This window comes from Methylosinus sp. H3A (assembly GCF_015709455.1).
Lineage (GTDB): Bacteria > Pseudomonadota > Alphaproteobacteria > Rhizobiales > Beijerinckiaceae > Methylosinus.
The window spans coordinates 86723-108774 of the sequence record NZ_JADNQW010000003.1; the positions used below are offsets into that span (position 1 = coordinate 86723).

Here is a 22052-nt window from a genome sequence, read left to right on the forward strand (position 1 = left end):
GGAGGGCTGGTTGTTGTGGATAATGGGAAAATTGGTGCGAGGAGCATCACGCTTCAAGAACAGCGTGCAATCGGCGGTCTCGATCATCAGGTGCCGATGATCCTTCTCGATGGAAGGACATACGATGACAACTTGGATCGCTTTCTTCTCGATCTGCCACTGAATGGCGTGAGATCTCGGCACTCTCTACGTGCCTACGGCTACGACCTCATGATCTGGGTTCGCTTTCTCGAGCAAGCTTGCGGCAAGAGCGTCTGGGAGGCCGTACATAGTGACATCGCTGCATTTCATCGAGCGCGCCGTCGCGGGGACGCTGGGGCTCGCATTTCCGCGGCATCATGGAATCGATCCGTCGCCGCGCTCGACAAGCTTTATCGTTGGGCCGTAGTCGAAGGGATCGTCGCATCCAGCCCATTCATGCATAGAGATGAGTGGCGTCGAGGTCAGGGCCCTCGACGAGTCCGCGTTATCGCGCGGAATGAAGCTTACGAGCGCGCCGCGAAGCGGATGGATGTGCGCTTCATTTCACTCGAGGACTACCGCGTTTTCCGGGACGTTGGTCTGCGTGGTCTGACGGCCGCGGGCGCGGAACGTCCCGGCGCACGGGACCGCAATAGCACGCGTAACGCGCTTTTCGCCGAACTCTTGCTAACCACGGGAATGCGACTTGAGGAAGCATCGTTTCTTCTCGCCGCCGAGATTTCAGACTCAGCGCAAGCCACGCGCGGCGGCCAGGGCTGGTTCGAACTGCCGCCTGCGCTCACCAAGGGTGATCGCGGTCGACGTATATTGATGCCGGGACGTGTGCTTCATGAAATCTCTGCCTATATCGACATCGAGCGAGCGCACGCCATCAGCAAGTTCCGATCCAGGCAAGGGTGGGAGACGATCGAACGGCCGATCTTCGTTCACCGGCGAGCGTCGGGTGCAGCCTCCATTCCGATCCGGAACGGCGGCGCGATTCCGATAGAAGCGTTGACACCGGACGAGCGTGGTCGGCTAGTTATCTGTGACGATGAAGGCGTGCCGCTGGAGCCGGCCGTACTCTGGTTGACCGAGGTCGGACAGCCGGTCCAACCGAATACATGGGAAGCAACTTTCACTCGCGCGTGTCGGCGTTGCTCGGCGGCCGGTTTTCCGATGCAGGTCAGTCCTCATCGGCTCCGTCACGCGTTTGCCGTCCACATGCTCGCGATGCTGATTCAAAACCGCTTGCGTGATGCGTCGGTCGCAGCCGGAGACGCCGGGACGGAGGCCTATCATCGGATGCTCGGGGATCCCTTGCAACAGGTCCAACGTCTTCTCGGTCATGCCAGCCTGACGACAACTTATATCTACCTCGATCACGTCGCCGGCCACGCCGACACAGTCGATGCCGCGATGGAGGAGCTTTTGGCTCTGGTTCCAAAGGTTGGTAATTCATGACGGGACGTCCTCGCAAAGGTCGTCGGGTCGCGTTTCAGCGCGAAGACGGCCTCCCAGGTCCGCAGGATATCGATCCGATCTCCGGGCTGCGCTTCACAATCGGTGCCCAGCACGGCGGCGAGGCGTTGGTCGACTTCACTGGTTTGAGACCCCGACGGCTCGCGCTCGCTTTTGCACGCGCGCTTCGTCATCTGGCTGCTCCCGGTGGCCCGCTTGGCGTCCGCGCGACCGTGAAGGCTTATGCAGTCGCGCTACCGAGGTTCTTCGACTATTTGCGGGAGTCGGGCGGTTCCGTCGATGGACCCGAAGATCTCCAAGGGCAGAACGTCGACGGCTTTGAGACATGGCTCGAAGTCCATGGCTATTCGCGCACGCATCTGTTCACCGTGCTAGTGAAGGTTGTTGCCGTGCTACGGCAGATCGCCATCGACTCACCGGAGGGCGTCTCGCCGGACCTTCGCGACCGCCTCCGCTATGCCAGCGCTCGGCCTTTTCAGCGATCGAGGCCTCGAGATGCTTACAGCCCTTTTGTGGCGCGCCAACTGCGTGACGCTGCGCGGGGCGACGTTGCCGCCGTAATCCGTCGGATGCAACAGAACCGGTCGTCTGAATCCGACGCTGTTCTTCTACCGCTCGAGTCTGCCGCTCATGCGCTCATCGAGGAGCGAGGCCTCATCCGCAGCGACGACACGGTATTCGAACATCTCTACAGCGCTCGCCGCCGCTGCGGGCGATCGAATAAAGGTCTCGGCGACGAGCTCAACGGCCGCCATCACCTCAGTCGTGACGACGTGATTCCATTTCTTGTGCTCCTAGCCTTGGAGACAGGGCTGGAGATCGAATGCTGCAAGGCGCTGAATGGCGATTGCCTTCAAAATGCATCGGGCGGCACGGTGGAAATCGCCTACTTTAAACGCCGCGCACGGGGCAGTGAGCACAAACGGCTCAGGGTTCGCGACGGAGCCTTGATGACTCCTGGAGGCCTGATCCGAAAATTGTTAGAGCTGACGGCGTCGGCGCGTCGCCACCATCCGAGCAACTGCATATGGGTGTACCGCAGCGCCGGCGCGTTCACGGCTGGTATTCGGCATCCACGTATGCTTGTCGATGCTTGGACGCGGCGGCATGGCATTGTCGACGACGACGGGCGTCCGCTGCAGCTTCTCCTCTCCCGACTCCGCAAGACCCATAAGGCACTGTGGTATCTTAAGACCGAAGGCCACATGGCCCGCTTTGCGGTCGGTCACACCCCCGAGGTTGCCGCCAGACATTACGCCGATGTGCCGGCGCTCCGGCCGCTTCATCAAGCAACCGTTGCCGAGGCTTTGCAGGATGCCGTGTCGTCAGCTTTCGCGCCACTCGTCCTGACACCCGAACAGGAAGAGGTCTGGCGAGGACATCCGGCAACCATAGCGAACGTATCCTCCGGTAGCGATCCGGACGCGCCGCTCGTTGAAGAGCAGGACGTCTGGTTGGCTAGTTGTGGCGGGTTCTATGCCGGCGTTCATGGCGAAGCCGGCGCTCCCTGTCCAGTCCCATTTTGGGGGTGCCTGGAGTGCTCGTGCGCGGTGATCACCGCGCGAAAACTCCCTGCTATCCTTTCGTTTCTGGCTTTCATCGAAGATCGGCGCCAGGCGCTTCCCGCTGACGATTGGAGAACAAAGTTCGGACGTGCTCACGCGCGGATCGTCAATCAGATTCTTCCTTCGTTCAGCGATACGGTCATCGAAAATGCCCGCGAGTCGCAGGCTACGGACGAGAGTCCGATCTATCTGCCGCCGGAGGCTCTCCAATGAACTCAGCGGTCTCGCCTTCGCGGCTGGCGACGTCTGTTCCAGATGATAGGCCCGTGCTGACAAGCTTGCCTCTTCGGCCCGGGTTCGTCCGGGAGCACCTCTCTCGCTATTGTGATGCGAGCTGGGATCTCAGTCCCGCTGTGTTCCGGGAGAATGCCCGACGATGCCATGTGACGGTACATTTCGACAGTGTATCGAATGCGGCGGTCGCACAAGCTCTTCGTGAGTATCTGTATGCGCGGTTGAACGTTGATTTGCCCGGCTATCGCCCACGTTTGCCTCCTGCCAGTGTCCGGCAAGGATTCAACCGGGCTCGCCGCTTCTTTGAGTTCGTCCATGCCGAGTTGGGCGTTTGCGACGTCACTCGCGTTACCCAGGGTTGTCTCGACCGCTATGCGAAGTTACTCCTCGACGGTCATCGACGGCCCGTTGTCGCCGCTCAGCTTCTCGAAATAATCTTCGATCTCTATGCGTACCGAGCTCATCTTCCGATCATTCGCCTCCGACTGGAGCCATGGCCCGGCCGGACACCGTCCCAGGTAGCCGGATATCGTTTTACCCGCGGAGAGAACCGCACGCCTCGCATGCCTGAAGAGATAATCGCACCGTTGCTCAAGTGGTCGCTGAAGTACGTTTCCGTGTTTGCCTCCGATATTTTTGCGGCCCGCGTTGAACTCACCCAGCTCGAGCGACGGCAGTCTGGGTTGATTGCGGACGATTTGCGGCTCACGCTGGACGAACGTCGTTCACGTCGGCGTGCCCGACTCTCGGCCTATCTCGAGGAGCGCCGACTCCAAGGGCGCGGCGTGCCGATCTGGACGACCGCGCATAACGGGGTTTGGCGCACGGATGCCGTGAACGGCGAACTGACGCCCCCAATCAACTGGTTGTTACTCCATCAGCTGGCGGGCGTAGATGCATGTGCTGATCCGAAGGCGCACCTATCTCTCATGTCCGGCGCGCGCGACCTTGTCGCTGCCGCGATCAAAGCGACAGGTGTCGAGATCGGCGGCATGCACACTCCCATTTCCATTGACCCAGACACGGGTCGGTCATGGCGGCCGCGCTTCGATTCCAAGACGCTGGTTCACGAAGAACGCATGCTCCAGGCCGCTTGTTATGTCGTCTGTGCCTACCTCACTGGCATGCGCGACTGCGAAGTCCAAGCGATGCGATCCGGTTGCCTGTCGGTGAGCCGCAGCGCGGACGGTATTATCGACCGTCATCGCGTGCGGGCCGTCGTTTATAAAGGAAAGCAAACTCAGGGCGAACCTGCAGAGTGGGTGACAATTGCACCGGTCGCCGAAGCAATTCGTGTTCTCGAGCTGCTCTCGGCGGATGGGGCGGCGGTTCGAGGCTCGGATACCCTTTGGCCTGTGCTTGATCCCGTGCGCGCCCGTAAGGTTCACGTGTCCGCAGAGATTGTGCGTCAGCTCAATGACTACCGCAATCATCTGAACATTTTGTTCGGAACCGAAGACAGGCCCGTCGTCCCGCCTGGTTCTAGCGGCCGACCCTGGCGAATTACGACCCGTCAGTTTCGGCGTACGATTGCTTGGTATATCGCCAATCGGCCATTCGGCACGATCGCGGGGATGATCCAGTATAAGCACGCCTCGGTCGCCGCCTTCGAGGGGTATGCGGGTTCAAGCCGTTCCGGTTTCCGGGCCGAAGTCGAAGCAGAACGGAAGCTCGGGCAGCTCGACGACATTTTCAGATATTTTGATGAACGGCGGACAGGGGCACAGCTGTCTGGACCGGCGTCGGCCCGGATCGGATTGGCTCTCGATACTGCCAATGCCGAAGTCGGACCGCTGCCCGCGATGATAGCCGATCGCAACCGGTTGCGTACATTGCTGGCAAGTCTAGCTCGCACACTTCACGTCGGCATTCTCGCAGATTGCTTCTTCGATCCGTCAACGGCGCTTTGCTTGAAGAACGCGACCGAGACTCCTCAATCAGCTCCGCTCACTGCGCTCTGCCAGCCTACGCGCTGCTCAAACGCATGCATTACCAAAAACCACCGAGCCGCATGGGAAAGCGCAGCGAGTGACGCCAGGAATCTTCTTCGTGAGAAGCGGCTGTCGGACTTGCAGCGGATCGCGTTGCGTCAGGATCTTGACCGGATTCAGGCCGTTCTCGACGATTTGAACCCCTGACAACGATAGCCAGGTGTTCTTCCGCCGCCTGCAGCTTCGCAAAATTATCGTTCGAGACAATTCTCTCTTCAACGGCAATGACAAAATTTGACGAGATCGAGCCATTGCCGTCACGGGCGGAACTTGACTGTCAGGATAAGTCGCGGACATAGCGAGCTGTCTCGTCAACACCGAACTCGGATTGCCGACAGACATAGAGAACCACGCGAGCTATGTGGCATTTTGGCTCCAGCGACTCGAGACGGACAAGCGCGAGATATTTCGCGCGGCGGCGGCGGCGCAGAAGGCGGCCGACTATTGTCTGGCCTTTCATCCCGATTTTGCCGAAAGCGAATTCGGCTCGGATGAAGAGGAGTCCGCCGGCGATAACTCCAGCCTTAATCGCGCGGCGTGATCGCCATGCCGCGCGTCGCTCCGAAATCCCAAGAGAGGAGAGCGCGCACGCTCGCTCTCCTCCGGAACCAATCCCTCGTTGCTCCTGATCTCAGGAGCTACGATCACATTCTTGTCGCTTGCTCTGGCGGCAAAGATTCACTCGCTTGTCTCATCTATCTCATCGATGAGGGCGCCGATCCCACTCGGATCGAGCTGCATCATCACGACGTCGACGGTCGCGGGCCGCCGACGTTCGATTGGCCGATCACTGCCGCCTATTGTCGTGCGATCGCCGAGTCCTTCGGCGTTCCGCTCTACCTCTCATGGCGCGACGGCGGTCTGCGACGCGAGATGTTGCGTGAACACGAACCCACCGCCCGCGTGGCGTTCGAAACGCCCGAGGGAAGTATCGCGACATTTGGCGGCCGCGGCGGTCCTGGCACGCGTCTGCGCTTTCCCCAGGTAACGGCCGATTTGCGGCTTCGCTGGTGCAGTTCCGTCGCGAAGATCGACGTGATGCGAAGCATGGTCTGCAATTCGCCGCGCTTCCTCGGCAAGCGCACGCTCGTCGTCACTGGCGAGCGCGCCGAGGAGAGCCCGGCGAGGGCGCGCTATGCGACTTTCGAGCCGCATCGCACCGATACGCGTTGTGGAACTCGCCGGCGTCGTCACGTCGATCATTGGCGTCCGATTCACGGCTTGGAGGAAGGACAAGTCTGGGATCTGCTCCGGGGTCACGGCGTCGTTCCGCATGTCGCCTATCAGCTCGGCTTCGGCCGCGTCTCCTGCATGCATTGCATCTTCGCCTCGCCCGACCAGCTGGCGACGGTCAGATGAATGGCGCCGGAACGCTTCGAGGTGATCGCCGAATATGAACGGCGCTTCGGCTGCACCGTCAAACGCGACGCTCCCATCCATGCCGTCGCCGATCGCGGCAGACCCTATCCGGCCGCGCTCGCTCGGCCAGACCTGGTCCAGCTCGCCCTCTCTGAGCATTGGGCTCCGGCGATACGCACATCTCCCGAGCGCTGGCGCCTGCCCGCCGGCGCCTTCGGCGACGCCGCCGGTCCCGGCTGACGTCCGCAGTTCTCGACTTCCCATTTTTCACAATCCGTTTCTCGCCTTGCAGAGGAGACATCGACATGTCCCGCTCCTACACGCATTTTTCTTGCGCTCTACCACTCGGCCGTTCCGAATTCGTGCCACCGGCGATTGCTCTCTATGAGCAATATGCCGAGGAGCTCGACGCCAGATATGAGCGCGTCTTCTTCACGGTGAGCGCCAGCGACGCCGACAGAGGATGTCTTCGCATCGTCTCCGGGGATGACGGAGACCCCGAACAAGTGATCGCATTCGTTCAGCGCTGTGCGAGGACGTTCGGACTGACGGGCTTATGGGGCTTCCACTGGGCTCAGGGCTGCGCGTTCCCCTCATTCGACGCATTCGGCGGCGCGGCCTGCGTGCTCGATCTCGGCGCGCAGCGCGTCGTCGACAGGATCGATTGTCGGCGCTGGCTCTCGGAACGTATCGCGCGTGACAAGACGCCGGCGGCTCCGCTCGTTCGGCCCCATTCGTGATGCTGCGCAATTCGGAGGCGTGAAAAGGAGAAAACCAAAAAGAAGAACATGAATGGAAGGCGTTACCGCGACCGAACGGCCGCCGCAAAGGGTGGGTCGCTCCGGCCGCTTCGCTGGACCGGATCGATCCCGGCGCACGAGCGCCGCCTTTGCCCCAGCCGTTCGTCCTCGGTGCGTGATCGGGGTCTTCGAGAAGAAGATCGAGAGGAGACTCCGATGCAACAGTTCAGCACGACTGGATCCGAAAATCGCGACGCCGCCACCGCGACGGCGTTCAGCCTCGACGCCTTCGACCACGAAGCGGCACGCCGCGACGGCTGGGTCATATCCGATTGCGGCAATTATCGCGACGACGCGCCGCACATCGAGCTGCAGAAGTTCGACGACCCGCAGCAAGGTCCACTGAAATTTTGTGACGACAGAGAGGCCTGGTCCCATGTCGTCGCGCGTGCGCGTGGGGGCTCCGTCCTCCACATGCGAGCGCTCGATCTCGTCGATCGCCGCGAGCGCTTCGCCATAGAAGCCGCCTTCGGAACCTGGTGAGTCCGCCGACCGCCGCCTCCTGAACCTTCCCCTTCGCACATTCGTCCGACTGCCCATGCCCGGCCGCCCATCGCGCGCCGGGCTTTTTCGTGCTCGCCGAAAGGATTTCTCGCCATGGCCAAGGACAGCAATCAGCTGACGCTTTCTCTGTTCGATTCCACCAGCCTCTCCGGGGGATTGACGCTCGACGGCGGAAGTTTCGGCCCCTCGACCAATCTCCCCGAAGAAGACGAAACGCCGGCCGTCGCGGCGGCGCCTGCCATTCCCGCGCAGGACTTCGTGTTGCGCGGCGACCGCCAGCTCGCCCACGGCTGGAAGGCCCGCGCCGCCGACAATCTCGCCGCCATCCGACTCGCGTTCGAAATCGAGGCCGAGAAGCGTAATGCGACTTCGGAGGAGCAGGACGTCCTGAGCCGCTTCGTCGGCTTCGGCGCGCGCGACCTCGCCGATATGATGTTCCGCCGCGCCGGCGAGAGCTTCGCCGAGGGCTGGGAGGATCTCGGCGAGGAGCTGGAGCGGCTCGTCCCGCGCGAAGAGCTGGCGAGCCTCGCCCGCGCCACGCAATATGCCCATTACACGCCGGAGTTCATCATCCGCGCCATCTGGGGCGCCGTCCAGCGCATGGGCTTTGCCGGCGGCGCGATCCTGGAGCCCGGATGCGGGACGGGGCTCTTCTTCTCCCTCATGCCGGAAGCGCTCGCCGGCAAATCGAGCCTCACCGGCGTCGAGATGGACGCCACCACCGCGCGCATCGCCGCTCAGCTGTTTCCGAACGCCTGGATGCGGCGCGAAGACTTCACCAAGGCGCGCCTCACCGAGAGCTTCGAGCTCGTCATCGGCAATCCGCCGTTCAGTGATCGGCGCGCGCGTCTCGACGGAGCCGAGCGCCTCGACCTTTCGCTGCATGATTATTTCATCGCACGGTCGATCGAGAGGTTGAAGCCGGGCGGTCTCGCCGCCTTCGTCACCAGCCGCTGGACCATGGACAAGGTCGACGCCAAGGCGCGCGCCCATATCGCCGCCATGGCCGATCTCGTCGGCGCGATCCGGCTCCCCGAGGGGGCCATGAACGCCGCCGCCGGAACCGATGTTGTCGTCGACATTCTGTTCCTGCAGAGGCGCGCCGCTGACCAGGAGCCCGCCGGCGCGCTCTGGCAGGACCTCGCCGAAGCAGTCCCAGCCGAGGATGGCGAGGAGGCTCTCTCGATCAATCGGTATTTCATTGATCATCCCGAGATGGTCATGGGGCTCCACGCGCGAACCAGCAGCGCCTATGGCCCGACCTACACCTGCCTGCGAAAGGACCGCGCCGCGCTCGACGACGAGATCGACGCCGCCGTTTCGCGCCTGCCGCGCGGAATCCATCAGCCGAGCGAGCGATCGGCGGCGTCAGCGGCGAGCCGCCCCGCCCTTCGCGTCGGGACGGCGGCCGAAGGCGCGACGATCAAGGAGGGCAGCTTCGTCATCATCGATGACGCGCTGATGCAGATCATCGACGGCGCGCCGCGCAAGATCGAGGTGCGCGGCGGCAAGGGAGGCGAAGGCATTCCCGCAAAGCACGCCCGCATCATTCGCACCCTCATCCCGATCCGGGACGCCATCCGCGAGGTCCTGCGCGCCCAAGAGGCCAACGAGCCCTGGGGGACCGCCCAGACACGGCTGCGCATCGCCTACAAAAGCTTCCTGCGCAATTTCGGACCGATCAATCTCACCACCATCACCGAGACGACCGATCCGAAGACCGGCGAGGCGCGCGAGACGCAGCGCCGCCCCAATCTCCAGCCCTTCCTCGACGACCCCGACGTCTGGCTCGTCGCCTCGATCGAGGACTATGACGTCGAGACCGGAACGGCGACAAAAGGGCCGATCTTCTCCGAACGCGTACTGCATCCGCCGGCGACGCCGACGATCGAGAGCGCGGCCGACGCCCTCGCCGTCACCCTCCACGAGCTCGGCCATGTGGACATCGACCGCATCGCCGACCTCCTCGGCCGCTCGCGCGACGAAACGCTCGCCGAGCTCGGCGATCGCGTCTTTCTCGACCCGCAGACGACGATCGAAGGCTTCGAGAGCTGGCAGACCGCCGACGCCTATCTGTCCGGCCCGGTGCGCACCAAGCTCACCGCCGCGATCGCCGCGGCCGAGCGAGATGCGCGCTATCGGCGCAATGTCGAGGTGCTCGGCCCGGTCCAGCCCGAGGATTTGAAGCCGTCGGATATTTCCGCCCGGCTCGGCGCGCCCTGGATCCCGACCGCCGATGTCGCCGCCTTCGTCGCCGAGGTCATCGGCGTGAAGGCCTCGATCCGCCACACCGTCGAGATCGCCTCCTGGACCGTCGAGCTCTCTGCCTTCGCCGGCCGCGCCGAGGCGACCTCCGAATGGGGCACGGCGCGCCGCAACGCCGGCCTGCTGCTCGGCGACGCGCTCAATTCCTCGATCCCGCAGATCTACGACGTCTGGAAGGAGGACGGCAGAGAGCGGCGAGAGCTGAACGCCGCCGAGACCGAGGCGGCCAAGGAGAAGCTCGCCAAGATCAAGACGGCTTTCGAGCGTTGGGTGTGGACGAATGTCGAGCGGGCCGAGCGGCTCACCCGCATCTACAATGACCAGTTCAACAATCTGGTCCCGCGGCATTTCGACGGAGCCCATCTCCAGCTTCCTGGCGCGAGCAGCGTCATCAAATTCTACGACCACCAGAAGCGCGCCATCTGGCGCATCGTCAGCGCGGGCAAGACCTATATCGCCCATTCGGTCGGCGCCGGAAAGACCTTCACCATCGCCGCCGCCATCATGGAGCAGAAGCGGCTCGGCCTCGTCGCCAAGGCGATGCTGGTCGTTCCCGGCCATTGCCTGGCGCAGGCGAGCCGCGAATTCCTCCTGCTCTATCCGAACGCCCGCATTCTGGTCGCCGACGAGACGAATTTCTCCAAGGACAAGCGCCAGCGTTTTCTCGCCCGCGCCGCCACGGCGCAGTGGGATTGCATCATCATCACCCACAGCGCCTTCAAATTCGTGCCGGCGTCCGCCGCCTTCGAGCAGGCGCTCGTTCAGACCCACCTCGCCAGCTATTCCGAATTGCTGGAGAAGATCGACGGCGACGACCGCATCTCGCGCAAGCGCATCGAGCGCATGAAGGAAGGGCTTCAAGCCAAGCTCGATGCCTTGCAGAGCCGCAAGGACGATCTCCTGACCATCGGCGAGATGGGCGTCGACCAGATCATCGTCGACGAGGCGCAGGAGTTTCGCAAGCTCTCCTTCGCCACCAATATGACGAGCCTGAAGGGCGTCGATCCCGACGGCTCGCAGCGCGCCTGGGACCTCTTCGTCAAATCCCGCTTCGTCGACGAGAAGAACCCCGGCCGGGCGCTGCTCCTCGCCTCTGGCACGCCGATCACCAACACCCTCGGCGAGATGTTCACGCTGCAGCGCTTCATGCAGCCGGAGACGCTAGAAGAAAGGGGCATTCACGAGTTCGACGCCTGGGCCGCGACCTTTGGCGAGACGCGCACAGAGCTCGAGCTGCAGCCGTCCGGCCTCTACAAGCCAGTCACGCGCTTTTCGGAATTCGTCAATGTTGCCGACCTCATGGCCATGTATCGCTCGATCGCCGATGTCGTGCTCAAATCGGACCTGCGCCATTATCTCCGCCTGCCGAGCGTCAAGGGCGGCAAGCGCCAGATCGTCACGGCGGAGCCGACCGACGCCTTCAAGGCCTATCAGAAAATCCTCGCCCAGCGCATCGCCGTCATCGAGAAGCGCAAGGGCAAGCCCGAGAAGGGCGACGATATTCTCCTCTCCGTCATCACCGACGGTCGCCACGCCGCCATCGATCTGCGCTTCGTCCTCCCCGGCCACGCCAATGAGGACGGCAACAAGCTCAACGCCCTGATCGACAACGTCTTTGCGATCTGGCGCGAGACCTCCGACCGCCGCTACACGCGGGCGGATGGCGTTCCCTACCTGTTGCCCGGCGCGGCGCAGATGATCTTCTCCGATCTCGGCACGCTCAATGTCGAGGCGACGCGCGGCTTCTCGGCCTACCGCTGGATCAAGTCGCGCCTCGTCGCGCTCGGCGTTCCCGCCGAGCAGATCGCCTTCATGCAGGATTACAAGAAGTCGAGCGCCAAGCAGCGCCTCTTTCAAGACATCAACGCCGGCAAGACCCGCATCGTCATCGGATCGTCCGATACGATGGGGACCGGCGTCAACGCTCAGCGACGCCTGGTCGCCCTCCATCATCTCGACGTTCCCTGGCTCCCCTCGCATATCGAACAGCGCGAAGGCCGCATCGAGCGCCAGGGCAACGAGAATGACGAGATCGAGCTCTACGCCTACGCCACCAAGGGCAGCGTCGACGCCACAGGCTGGCAATTGCTGGAGCGGAAGGCCCGCTTCATCGAAATGGCCATGTCCGGCGACCGCAGCATCCGACGGCTGGAGGACGCCGGATCGCAGGTCAATCAATTCGCCATGGCGAAGGCCATTGCATCGGGCGACCCGAGGCTCATGCAGAAGGCCGGGCTCGAAGCCGAGATCGCTCGGCTGGAGCGTCTGCGCGACGCGCATTTCGACGATCAATACGCCGTCCGCCGCACGATCTCCTCGACCGAGGCCTCGCTCCGTCACGCCGAAAAGCGGATCGGCGAGATCGAGCAGGACATCGCCAGACGAACCCCGACCCGCGGCGACGCCTTCCGCATGGAGGTGAACGGAGAGCGATTCGTCGAACGCAAGGACGCCGGCGCCGCCCTCCTCAGAGGCATCCGCGCCAGGGAGTTCGAAGGCAAGGGCGGCGACTGGCGCGTGGCTAATATCGGCGGCTTCGATTTGTCCGTCACGGCAAGATCCGTCGAGCGCCAGAAGCTCGCTGAGGTCGAGCTGACGATGCAGCGCGCCGGCCGGCATTTCGACATCGAATATTCGCACGATCTGACGCCGCTCGGCATCATCTCCCGCCTCGAATACGCGCTGAGCCGCTTCGAGGTGGAGCTGGCCGAGCAAAAGCGCGTCATGAGTGAGGCCGCCGAGCGCCTGCCCGCCTATCGCCGGCGTTTGGACGAGGCCTTCGCCTATGAAGACGAGCTCGACGCGAAGCGCGACGAGCTGGCCGCTCTCAATGCGTCTCTCGCCGCGAACGACGATGGCCGAGCCGAGGCCAGCTCCGCGGCCTGACGCGCCACGCTGGCGCGTCCATCAAATCCCGAAGGTCTGACGACCACGCGCGGGCTCGGACGGCATGGTCTTGGTCCGAACGCCTCGGCGCGGGCGATCCCCGAGAGTTTGCGTCGCCGATCGCCGCGCTCCCCTTCTCATCAGGAGACGATACATGCTCCCGACCGCAATCATTCGATCTCTCCGAACGCCACAATTGACGGCCCCGGACTTCACGCCGACCAAGTTCCATACGACCGACGACAAGGCGTGGTTCGCCAACGCGCTGCTGAAATTTCTCGCGGACGACTGTCCACAAAGCGCCTTCACCGACCGGCTTTATGTGCGCCTCTCCAACAGCTTTGGGAACATTGCTCATCATGACCGGACCAGATTTTATGACAACTTTTTCGTGACTTCCGAGAGGAAGATAGGATTCCTCGAACAGACGCTGCGATGGCCCTGTTATGGCGCCGCGGAATTCACATTTTGCGACGTCGAGATACTCGTCCAATCACGCATAGCGGCGACAAATCTTCTCGCGATTGAACAATCGAGGCGCGACGCCGAGATCGCGCGCCGTGAGCGCGAGCTGCTCGCGCGCTTGAAGGCCAAATACGAGTCGATTCCTCGCGCCGATCCGACGCCATCGCCGATCACGACATCGACGCTGGCTCCGTCGGCCGTTCCGACGCCGCGGCAAGGATCGCTCTTCGATCTTTCACAGTGAGCTGAAGCTCTCCCGCGTCACGCGAAGAGGGCGAAGAAGCTCCGTCAAAACGAAACGAAGAACAAAGAAAAGGCGCTCTGCCCCATGCGCGGCCGTCGCCGCAAGAGTTCGTCGCTTCGCTCCCGCGCGTTCCGCGCGCCCTTGCCCCGCCGTCCGCGACCGGGGCGTTCGATCCTCGTCTTCGAGAAGAAGACCGGAAATTTGAAATTCAAAGAGGAGATCATCATCATGGAATTGCGTCACGTCGATCCTCGCAATCTCAAGCCCAATCCCAACAATCCGCGCCACACCGCGCCCGGCGAGCACGCCGATCGACAGCTCGTCGCCAACATCCAGAAGATCGGCATCACGCAGCCGCCCGTCGTGCGCGCGGATGGCGACGATCTTGTCATTGTAGCCGGTGATCGGCGCGTCCGCGCCGCGATCGCGGCAGAGCTCCCCGAGATCATCGTCCTCGTCCGCGGCGCCGACGACGGGGCCGACAATCTCCGCTCCCTCTCCGAAAACGTGGCCCGCGCTCAGATGGGGCCGGTCGATCAATGGCGCGCCATCGAAGCGCTCATTTCCTACCACTGGACCGAAGACGCGATCGGCGATGCTCTCGCTCTGCCGGTCCGCACCATCAAGAAATTGCGGCTCCTCGCCCACATTCATCCGGCGATCCTCGATCACATCGCCAAAGGCGACATGCCGCAGGAAAGTCAGCTCCGCATCATCGCCGCGGTTGGAGCCGACGAACAGGCCTCCGTATGGAAGAAGCACAAGCCCAAGAAGGGCCAGGACACGGTGACTTGGCTCGATGTCGCTCGCGCGCTCCAAAAGCGGCGCATCTACGCGAAGCACGCGAAGTTCGGGCCAGACGAGGAGCAGGCGTTCGGCATCGTCTGGGAGGACGACCTGTTCGAGCAGGACGGCCAGGACTCTCGCTACACCACTCAGGTCGAAGCCTACTTCGCGGCGCAGACCGCATGGCTCGAAGCCAATCTGCCGAAGAATGGCGTTCTCCTGCAAATCGACGAATATGGCCAGGGGAAGCTCCCGCCGAAAGCCGAGCGGGTCTGGGGCCAATCGAGAAAGAGCGACACGGTCGGCTTCTACGTCGACCCCCGCGAAGGCTCTGTGAAAGAAATCGCCTACCGCCTGCCCAAGGCGGAAACGAAGACCGCGAAGAGCGGAGCGCGCGCCGGCGCGGTGGAGACGGCTTCCGAGCCGACCCGCACGCGTCCCGAGATCACGCAAAAAGGCCTCGCGATCATCGGCGATTTGCGCACGGACGCTCTCGCCCGAGCGCTCGCCGAGAATGAGATCGACGATTTCACGCTCCTCAGCCTGCTCGTCGTCGCCTTCTCGGCCGAGAATGTCGATGTGAAAGCGAGCGGCTACTCCGCACCCTTGCGTCGAGGCCTCACGCGTCGCCTCGCCGTCGAGGGCCGCATCACCCAAGAGGCCGCCCTCGTTCGGAAGGCCGCGCGCGACATGCTCGCCCATGTCCTCACCTGCCGTCCCGGCTATCATTCGAGCGGCGTCGCCGCGCGCCTTATCGGCGACGCGATCGGCGCGGACGCGCATCTGCCGAACATGGCGACGGAAGAATTCCTCTCGTCGCTTTCGAAAGCGGCGCTCGAAAAGGCCGCCGCGCTGCACTCGGTGCTGCCGCGTCCTCGCGCCAAGGAGACCCGCGCCGCCCTCATCGACCAGCTCGCGGGCGCCAGATTCGTGCTACCGGCCGCGCGGTTCGCTCTGTCGGAAGAAGAGATCGCGAACCAACTCGCCCGAGCGGCCGAACGCGCCGAGGAGGACGAGGGCGAGGGCCAAAACGTCGACGGCTCCGATACGGAGATCGGCGCCACCGACGAGGACGGCGACCCGGAAGAGGATCAGCAAGCCGAGGAATTCGCCTGATCAACGCATCGGCGCGGCCGGCTTACCGTCGGCCGCGCTCTTCTGCACGCTGCCATGAACCCCGAGGACGGGAGGTTCGCTCATGTACGCATTTCAATTCCAGGATGGAAGCTGGCGCATCGACTTCATGACCAACAGTCGATCGCCCCGTCCTGCTCCCAGAACCGAGGCGTACGATCTCTATGAAGCGTCCTACCTCAGTCGCCGCGCCGCGAACGCCGCCATCGACAAAATCCGCGCGCTCGCTTCCGACAGATCTCCTCCCACATCAGAGGAAGTTTCGTCCTGAAGCGCCGCGCATTTGTGAATGTTCGAGCTACGGAGCCTTCTAATGCCGACCTACAGAATTCTACTTGTGGAAGAGCTGGTGGAGAGCGACTGCGCGGAATTCCGAGTCGCCGCCCCTACAACCCGTGACGCCGCCAATGTTCTCGTCGACGCCCATGCCCGTGCGCGGGAGAAATCGTCGAACTGGGTCTCTCTGCCCGACGGCCAGAGCGCCCGAATCGAGCCCGACAATATCGTTCGGACGCGCGTCTATTGCGTGTTGCTCGACGACAACGGCGACGAGGTCGAGGAGATCGACCTCGAGACTCCCGCCTCGCGAGCACAGCCGCCTTCAGAGGTGGATTTCGAAGACGGTGGCGCCTGATGCGGCAGTGTCATGCGCGACGCGCACTGCCCGACGACGCGAACTCGAGGGCCAGTGCCGCGGTCTTTTCCCTCTCACCGCGACGACGTGAACGTCGCCGTCCCATCTTTTCGGAGGCCGATTCCCGGAGGCATGAACATGGCCAGGACGCAGGTCGACGTCAGCACGGTAATTTTCGGCAGCGCCACCAGCATCGCGCATCTGGCCCAATTCGCATTCGACCGCGAAGACAGCCGAGACATGACCGTCGAATACGCCATGAGGCTGATCCAGAAAGATTGGCCCTTCGAAATCGATCACTCGAAAACAGAAATCGAATGCGGCGTCGGTATTCGTGTCGCCTTCAAAGACGGTTCCGTTCTTCATGTCGGCGCTTGGGCGGACTGACATGAAGCCTTCCCACGGGATGCCCTAACTAGGGAGCTGCGCTATGATACGGCAATATTATGCTCAACGCCGCCAGGGTGGCGACAATCCGAAGGGCGTCGGCGTCATCGCCGTCGGATCCATCTACTATCTGCAGAACGACGGCTATTGGCGTGATCGAGTTTGTGGGGCGCCTATTCGCCGCAATCCCTGCATTGTCCTCGCGTTTTTGAATGGCGTCGTCGCCGCTTCCCGTCGCAGCGCCGCCGCAGGCAAATGGGAGGACGTCTATGTGAGCGGACGTTCCGATCTCGCCCTCGTGCGCTCCCTTCGCGATGGGCGCATCCGCAAGATCGCCGTCCGCACATTGATCCTCCACGACGATCTCGGCATGTGCAAAGACGCGGCGGAATATCCGACTCTTCCGCGGCTCGCCGGTCGCAAGTTGCCGCTTCGATCTGTCGCAGCATAACGAGGCCGTCGCAGAGCGCTCTGGCTCTCGACGCACATGTGAAGCAGAGGGCGCCGAAATGTGTCGACAATGGATTCCCTCGCAGCTTTTGCTGTTTGCGAGCGCCAAATCGTCCCCTGAGTTCATTCGTCGGTCTGAAAAGGCGAGCGTGGCGCCATCCGCTCTCGTCGCGACAGATTCGAGGTGAAAGTTCGCGAATCCGAAATCTCGCTTCGCTCGCTCGCGGTTCTTTCGAATAGACGGGCCAAGTCATCGCTGACGCCCGAGACGGGATGAATGAAGGACGCATCGACCATGCGCCCTCGGATCGCTGTCGGACCGTCCAGCACCAACACGACAATGCTTGCGACGGCCGCGCCCAGCGCGCCAGCCCCGACTGCTATCGACAGAGCGCCTGCGAGGAAGGCCGCGACGGATTTCGAAATCCAGCTTCCACTGGGATAAATATCTGACGACGATTCCTTATTCATGATGTCCTCCGGACCTGCATACGGCGACACCACTATCGACCGCATCGCAACCGTGAGCTCGCTGTGCGCGGATATAAATGGAGGATCGAATGCCTGAGTCGCACCCGATCCTCATTCACAGTTCGATGTTGGCGCTCGCCGCTATTTGCACACCACGCGCCCAGGAGTGTACACGCATCGATCAATCGGACTTTTGAAGACAAAAGTTTCGCGCGTTCCATCCTTATATCGGCACACGAGTTTTAGCGGTTGATGCGCCTTTTTGAGATTGTGCCATCCTTGCTCCTTCAGAGAGCCGTCAGGCGTCAGCGATTCTGTGTCCGGCGTGAGTGTCCCCGGCGGGTCCGCTAGTCCCGAAATGATCGTGATCCCCGATAGGTTATTCTTGCAAGGTTCGACGGCGAAGGCCGCCGAAGGAACCATCAGCATCAGTATGGTGAGCGCCTTAGTGCGATACGACATAAAATTTATCTCCCGCTTCATATTGATTGTTCCCTGTCCAATATATCGTCCTGTAATGGGCCGGCTGATTCAACCATTGGTCCATTACCTGTATGCCCTGATCGTTCTGACCGAGGTAAATCGCCGTGTGGCTCTGGCCCGGCGTGTTCGTGTATGTCCCGTCATCGCCAAAAGTCGCGATCACAGTTCCCGTTGCAATGTCGCTAGCGCCCTCAACACGTTCGCCCGGAACCCAGGTCGACGTCAGGCCGACGTCGGATGTCGCCTGCGCCAGCGCGACGCATTGCCCACTTCCGACGCTCTGGCCATTGTATTGACTGTAGTCGGTTGCGATCGTGCCCGCGCCAATTCCGCCGTCGCCATTGTAGCCGCCGCCTCCGCCATTTCCTCCTCCTCCGTTCCCGCCACCCGTATCCGTTCCACCGGTCGGATAGCTGAAATTCGGCGCGCCTTTCTCGCGGTACGTCGGAATCACCGTGGCGGGCAATCCGCGTTCGACGACAGGGGTCGGGTCGGCTATCCCCGGCGTCGGCCCCCACAACGCGCACCCCGCGCCCGCGGCGAGAGCCACCGCAATCAATCGACATGAGACGACGAGCTGTCCTCGTCCTCCGCCATGCCCTCCGCCGCCGGCGTCCGGAGGGGACATATTCATTTTGCGCAACATGAGACCTCCTTTTTCAGAAGGCTCTCAACATTGCTCCCATCGGCGCGAATGTGAAATTCCTGTCAACCGCGAAATCATCATCGCGGATCTTTTGGCCATGTCGTCGCCGCGCCTTTGGCTAATCCCTCATCGCGACGGGCGTCCGGCCGCGGAGACCGGCCGCTGCTCATGCGGGCGCGCGCAGCGTCACCGTCGCTTCCGGCGCTGTGCGATGCGAGGCGAGCGAGGAACTTCGAAGAAGGAAGAATGAAGAATCGAAGTCGAGCGAGAAACCGCAAATCCCGATTGCACGCCGGCGTTCTACAGCCGCCTGCGAGTCCTTCGGCTCCAGGCGCCGCAGAATTTTCCCCTGTCCGCTGCCGCCCGCTCTACGGCGGGCTCCCGAGCGCGGACATTCCTCGCGCATCAAAATTCACCGGCGCCAGGAGCTCAGCGCTATCGCTCGACCTCCGGCCTTTCGGCCGGAGGCTCCAGATCGCCTTTCCGGCTGTTCGTGAACGCCGTGCAACGGGCTGCGGCCCCGCTCGGAGAAAAGACATGAAAAACATAGCAGAGTTTCAGCTCATCGGACGCGTCGGCGCGGTCAAGAAGGTCGGCTCCACCACGCACGTCACCAGCGCGTCGAACTACTCCTACAAAGACGAGGGCGGAGAGTGGCGGGACGACCCGCACTGGAACGAGGTCGTCGTCTTCTCTACCGTAACCACACGTTACATCGAAAAATATATTGGCAAGGGCGATCTCGTTCACGCGCGCGGCCGCGTCCGGCAGAACAACTATGAGCGCGATGATGGCGAGCGTGTCTTCACCGTTGATCTCATCTGCAACGATTTCTCGCGCCTCGCGCAGGCCGCCGACAATCGCGACGGCGAGCACCGCGACGCCGATGCGCGGGACGACTCCTACGGGCGCCGGCAAAGGAGCGCATCTCCTGGCCCGGATGACGCCATTCCCTACTGATCGATTGGCCGGAGGGGAGGCCCTCGACGCCTCCCCTCGTCCCTATTTCGGAGCGCGGTAAACCGGGAAGGCATCAGCCGCCGGACGTCCTCGCCGCGAGTTCGTCGGCGCACAACGCATGCGCTTCCGCGTGCAAGTCGAACCGCGCCCAGGTCTCGCCGCGCTTCGCGATCTCGATCGCGCGCGACGCGCCCGCAGCGCGCTGACACGCCACATGCGCGTCGACCAGCAGGCGCGCGGCGTAGAAGGTCCGCGCCGACGCCTGCTCGCTGAGCGGGGTCAGCCAATAGCCACCTTCCGACTGCGCCTCGACCACCTGGCGTTGCGCCTTCACCGCCGCCAGTGACGCGTCATGCGCATCACGGCACAGCGACACCGCGCGTTCGACGATCGGCTGCAGCAGCCGGTCCAGCTCCGCCTGTCGCTGCGTGCTCGACAGGCGAGCCCCCTTCTGCGCGATGTCATCCGCCATGTCCTGGTCGGCCGCGTCGCGAATGCCATCGATGTCGTCGTCGAATCCGAACGACTCGATCACCAAGGAGACTTCTCGCGAATCCGGCGCGATATCGCGCACGAGCTCCATCGACGGCTTTGCGCGCCGCTCGATCGGAAAGCGCACGACGTTCGTCATGCCGGGCGTCAATTCGATGCGCATGGCCACTCTCCTGTTGCGGATCGTCTCATCAAACCAGACGCGGCGTCGGAATACAACGGCAACACATTGATAATAAGATGAAAAGTCACGTCGATGCGACTTTTATTCCCTTCGTCGCCGCGCTCGCACTCTCGCTCGTCGTGGACGCGCTCGGATCGCAGCGGAAATACCGCCCGCCGATCGCCCCTTCGAAAGCGGCGCCGTCGCGCGACCGCCGCAACTCGAATTTCATGACCGTGCCCGGAACGGCAACCATCATGATCTGCGTGTTCGATTCCACCACCTCGACCTCCAACGGCTCCCGAGGGCGATCGATATCAGTCAGCTTAACATTACAGTTGCATATTACAATGACTTCTGACTCACTGGGCCACCATGATTCGGCCTGGGGATCATGGGATGGCGGGAGCTTCGATCGAGACGACGCTGGAGTTGTGGGCGTCGTCGCTGCGTGATGTGAAACGTCGGATGCATCCGTTGTTCACGCAAGACCGCGTGGCGCGATCGGCAGAAGCTTTCCTCGACGGCCTGCTCGGCGAAGAACGACGCAAGACGGGCTGGATGCGGGCGGAGGCCGCCGGTGATCCGGGGCCGTGGCGACAGCAGGCCGTTCTGGGCCGGGGACGTTGGGACGCCGATGCGTTGCGCGACATCGTGCGCGACTATGCGCTGGAGACGTTGGCCGACGACGATGCGGTCTTTGTCGTCGATGAGACGGGCTTTCTGAAGCAGGGCAAGGCATCCTGCGGCGTCGCGCGGCAATACACGGGCTCGGCGGGAAAGATCACGAATTGCCAGATCGGCGTTTTCGCTTGCTATGTGTCGCATCGCGGCCATGCCTTCATCGACCGCGAGCTCTATCTGCCGAAGAGCTGGACGGGCGACAAAGAACGTATGACGAAGGCGCATGTCCCGCAGGAATTGATCGACAGCGCCAATGGCGGCTTCGCCACCAAGCCAGCGTTGGCGCTCGCCATGATCGAGCGCGCGATCGCCGCGAATGTTCCGTTCTCCTTCGTCGCCGCCGACACGGTCTACGGAGTCGGCGACATCGAGATGGCGTTGCGGCGCGCCGGCAAAGGCTATGTGCTGGGCGTCAAATCCAACGACACGTTCTACTCCTGGGGCAAGCCGAGCGCCGTCGCGGGCACGGCGAAAGAGATTGCCGACCGCTTGCCGCTGTCCGCTTGGAAGCGTCTTTCGGCCGGCTCTGGAACGAAAGGCGAGCGGCTGCATGATTGGGTCTACCTCGAGCTCGCCGATCTCTCCGGCGGCGATTACAATGAGGCGCAGGGCGGCCAGGTCTGGACGCGCGGATTGCTGATCCGCCGCAAGATCGCCGATGGCGATCTCGCCTTCTTCACGACATGGGCGCCGAGCGGAACGACGATCGAAGCGCTGGCGAAAATCGAAGGGCATCGGTGGGCGATCGAGGATAGTTTCGAAACCGCCAAGAACGAGCTGGGCCTCGATCACAACGAAACGCGCTCATGGCATGGATGGCGACGTCATGTCTCGCTCGTCATGCTGGCTTTCGCCATGATGGCGACGATACGTGTTCACGCCAATGGACCGGCGACGCCGTCCCCCAAAAAGATCCGGCGTGCAATGACGACAAAAACTGCGCGGCCTCGATCGACGGCGAACTGATCCGCTGGTCGATGCAGGAAATCCGACGCATCGCCACGCG

General features: G+C 62.7%; 19 protein-coding genes. 17 read left to right on the plus strand and 2 right to left on the minus strand.

Features of this window, described 5'->3' with window-relative positions:
- The first annotated feature begins 15 nt into the window (after positions 1-15).
- From IY145_RS01330 to IY145_RS01390, 14 genes are all read left to right on the plus strand, one after another.
- A complete protein-coding gene (locus IY145_RS01330; protein ID WP_312030531.1) occupies positions 16-1425 on the plus strand; it encodes a site-specific integrase in 1410 nt (469 codons plus the stop codon).
- Positions 1422-3221, plus strand: coding sequence for a hypothetical protein (locus IY145_RS01335; RefSeq protein WP_196406586.1), 1800 nt, complete (start codon positions 1422-1424; stop codon positions 3219-3221). Before IY145_RS01330 ends, IY145_RS01335 begins: the two co-directional genes overlap by 4 nt.
- A 170-nt stretch (positions 3222-3391) precedes the next feature.
- On the plus strand, positions 3392-5380 hold the full coding sequence (locus tag IY145_RS01340) for an integrase (protein ID WP_312030532.1): 1989 nt from the start codon (positions 3392-3394) through the stop codon (positions 5378-5380).
- A gap of 148 nt (positions 5381-5528) precedes the next feature.
- On the plus strand, positions 5529-5774 hold the full coding sequence (locus tag IY145_RS01345) for a zincin-like metallopeptidase domain-containing protein (RefSeq protein WP_196406714.1): 246 nt from the start codon (positions 5529-5531) through the stop codon (positions 5772-5774).
- Between the two features lie 5 nt (positions 5775-5779).
- Entirely contained in the window at positions 5780-6592 is an 813-nt protein-coding gene (locus IY145_RS01350; RefSeq protein ID WP_210332584.1) for a phosphoadenosine phosphosulfate reductase family protein, read from the plus strand.
- Positions 6593-6832, plus strand: a complete 240-nt coding sequence (locus tag IY145_RS25220; RefSeq protein WP_210332585.1) for a hypothetical protein — start codon at positions 6593-6595, stop codon at positions 6830-6832. It begins immediately after the preceding gene.
- 65 nt (positions 6833-6897) lie between these two features.
- A complete protein-coding gene (locus IY145_RS01355; protein ID WP_196406588.1) occupies positions 6898-7332 on the plus strand; it encodes a hypothetical protein in 435 nt (144 codons plus the stop codon).
- 216 nt (positions 7333-7548) lie between these two features.
- Positions 7549-7875, plus strand: a complete 327-nt coding sequence (locus tag IY145_RS01360; protein WP_196406589.1) for a hypothetical protein — start codon at positions 7549-7551, stop codon at positions 7873-7875.
- Positions 7876-7989: 114 nt separating this feature from the next.
- A complete protein-coding gene (locus tag IY145_RS01365) occupies positions 7990-13047 on the plus strand; it encodes a DEAD/DEAH box helicase family protein (RefSeq protein ID WP_196406590.1) in 5058 nt (1685 codons plus the stop codon).
- Between the two features lie 154 nt (positions 13048-13201).
- Positions 13202-13756, plus strand: a complete 555-nt coding sequence (locus IY145_RS01370) for a hypothetical protein (protein WP_196406591.1) — start codon at positions 13202-13204, stop codon at positions 13754-13756.
- Positions 13757-13984: 228 nt separating this feature from the next.
- A complete protein-coding gene (locus tag IY145_RS01375; protein ID WP_196406592.1) occupies positions 13985-15658 on the plus strand; it encodes a ParB N-terminal domain-containing protein in 1674 nt (557 codons plus the stop codon).
- Between the two features lie 331 nt (positions 15659-15989).
- A complete protein-coding gene (locus IY145_RS01380; protein ID WP_064033081.1) occupies positions 15990-16310 on the plus strand; it encodes a hypothetical protein in 321 nt (106 codons plus the stop codon).
- 138 nt (positions 16311-16448) lie between these two features.
- Positions 16449-16697: a hypothetical protein gene (locus IY145_RS01385; RefSeq protein ID WP_196406593.1), complete on the plus strand. Its 249-nt coding sequence runs from the start codon at positions 16449-16451 to the stop codon at positions 16695-16697.
- Between the two features lie 43 nt (positions 16698-16740).
- Positions 16741-17148: a hypothetical protein gene (locus IY145_RS01390; RefSeq protein WP_196406594.1), complete on the plus strand. Its 408-nt coding sequence runs from the start codon at positions 16741-16743 to the stop codon at positions 17146-17148.
- Between the two features lie 915 nt (positions 17149-18063).
- Here IY145_RS01390 and IY145_RS26115 read toward each other — a convergent pair.
- The gene (locus tag IY145_RS26115; protein ID WP_157096282.1) at positions 18064-18747 is read right to left on the minus strand and encodes a BPSL0067 family protein; all 684 of its coding nucleotides are present in this window, start codon (positions 18745-18747) and stop codon (positions 18064-18066) included.
- Between the two features lie 537 nt (positions 18748-19284).
- Between IY145_RS26115 and IY145_RS01400 the strand changes: the two genes are divergently transcribed.
- Positions 19285-19707 carry a single-stranded DNA-binding protein gene (locus tag IY145_RS01400; protein WP_196406595.1) on the plus strand — a complete coding sequence of 141 codons (423 nt, stop codon included), beginning with the start codon at positions 19285-19287 and terminating at the stop codon, positions 19705-19707.
- 73 nt (positions 19708-19780) lie between these two features.
- Here the strand turns inward: IY145_RS01400 and IY145_RS01405 are convergent, their stop codons facing one another.
- Positions 19781-20362: a hypothetical protein gene (locus tag IY145_RS01405; RefSeq protein WP_024882065.1), complete on the minus strand. Its 582-nt coding sequence runs from the start codon at positions 20360-20362 to the stop codon at positions 19781-19783.
- 77 nt (positions 20363-20439) lie between these two features.
- On the opposite strand from IY145_RS01405, the gene IY145_RS01410 reads away from it, so the two are divergent.
- Both IY145_RS01410 and IY145_RS01415 read left to right on the plus strand, forming a co-directional pair.
- Positions 20440-20817, plus strand: coding sequence for a hypothetical protein (locus IY145_RS01410; RefSeq protein ID WP_196406596.1), 378 nt, complete (start codon positions 20440-20442; stop codon positions 20815-20817).
- Entirely contained in the window at positions 20762-22012 is a 1251-nt protein-coding gene (locus IY145_RS01415; protein WP_196406597.1) for an IS701 family transposase, read from the plus strand. The genes IY145_RS01410 and IY145_RS01415 overlap by 56 nt, the downstream gene beginning before the upstream one ends.
- Positions 22013-22052 lie beyond the last annotated feature (40 nt).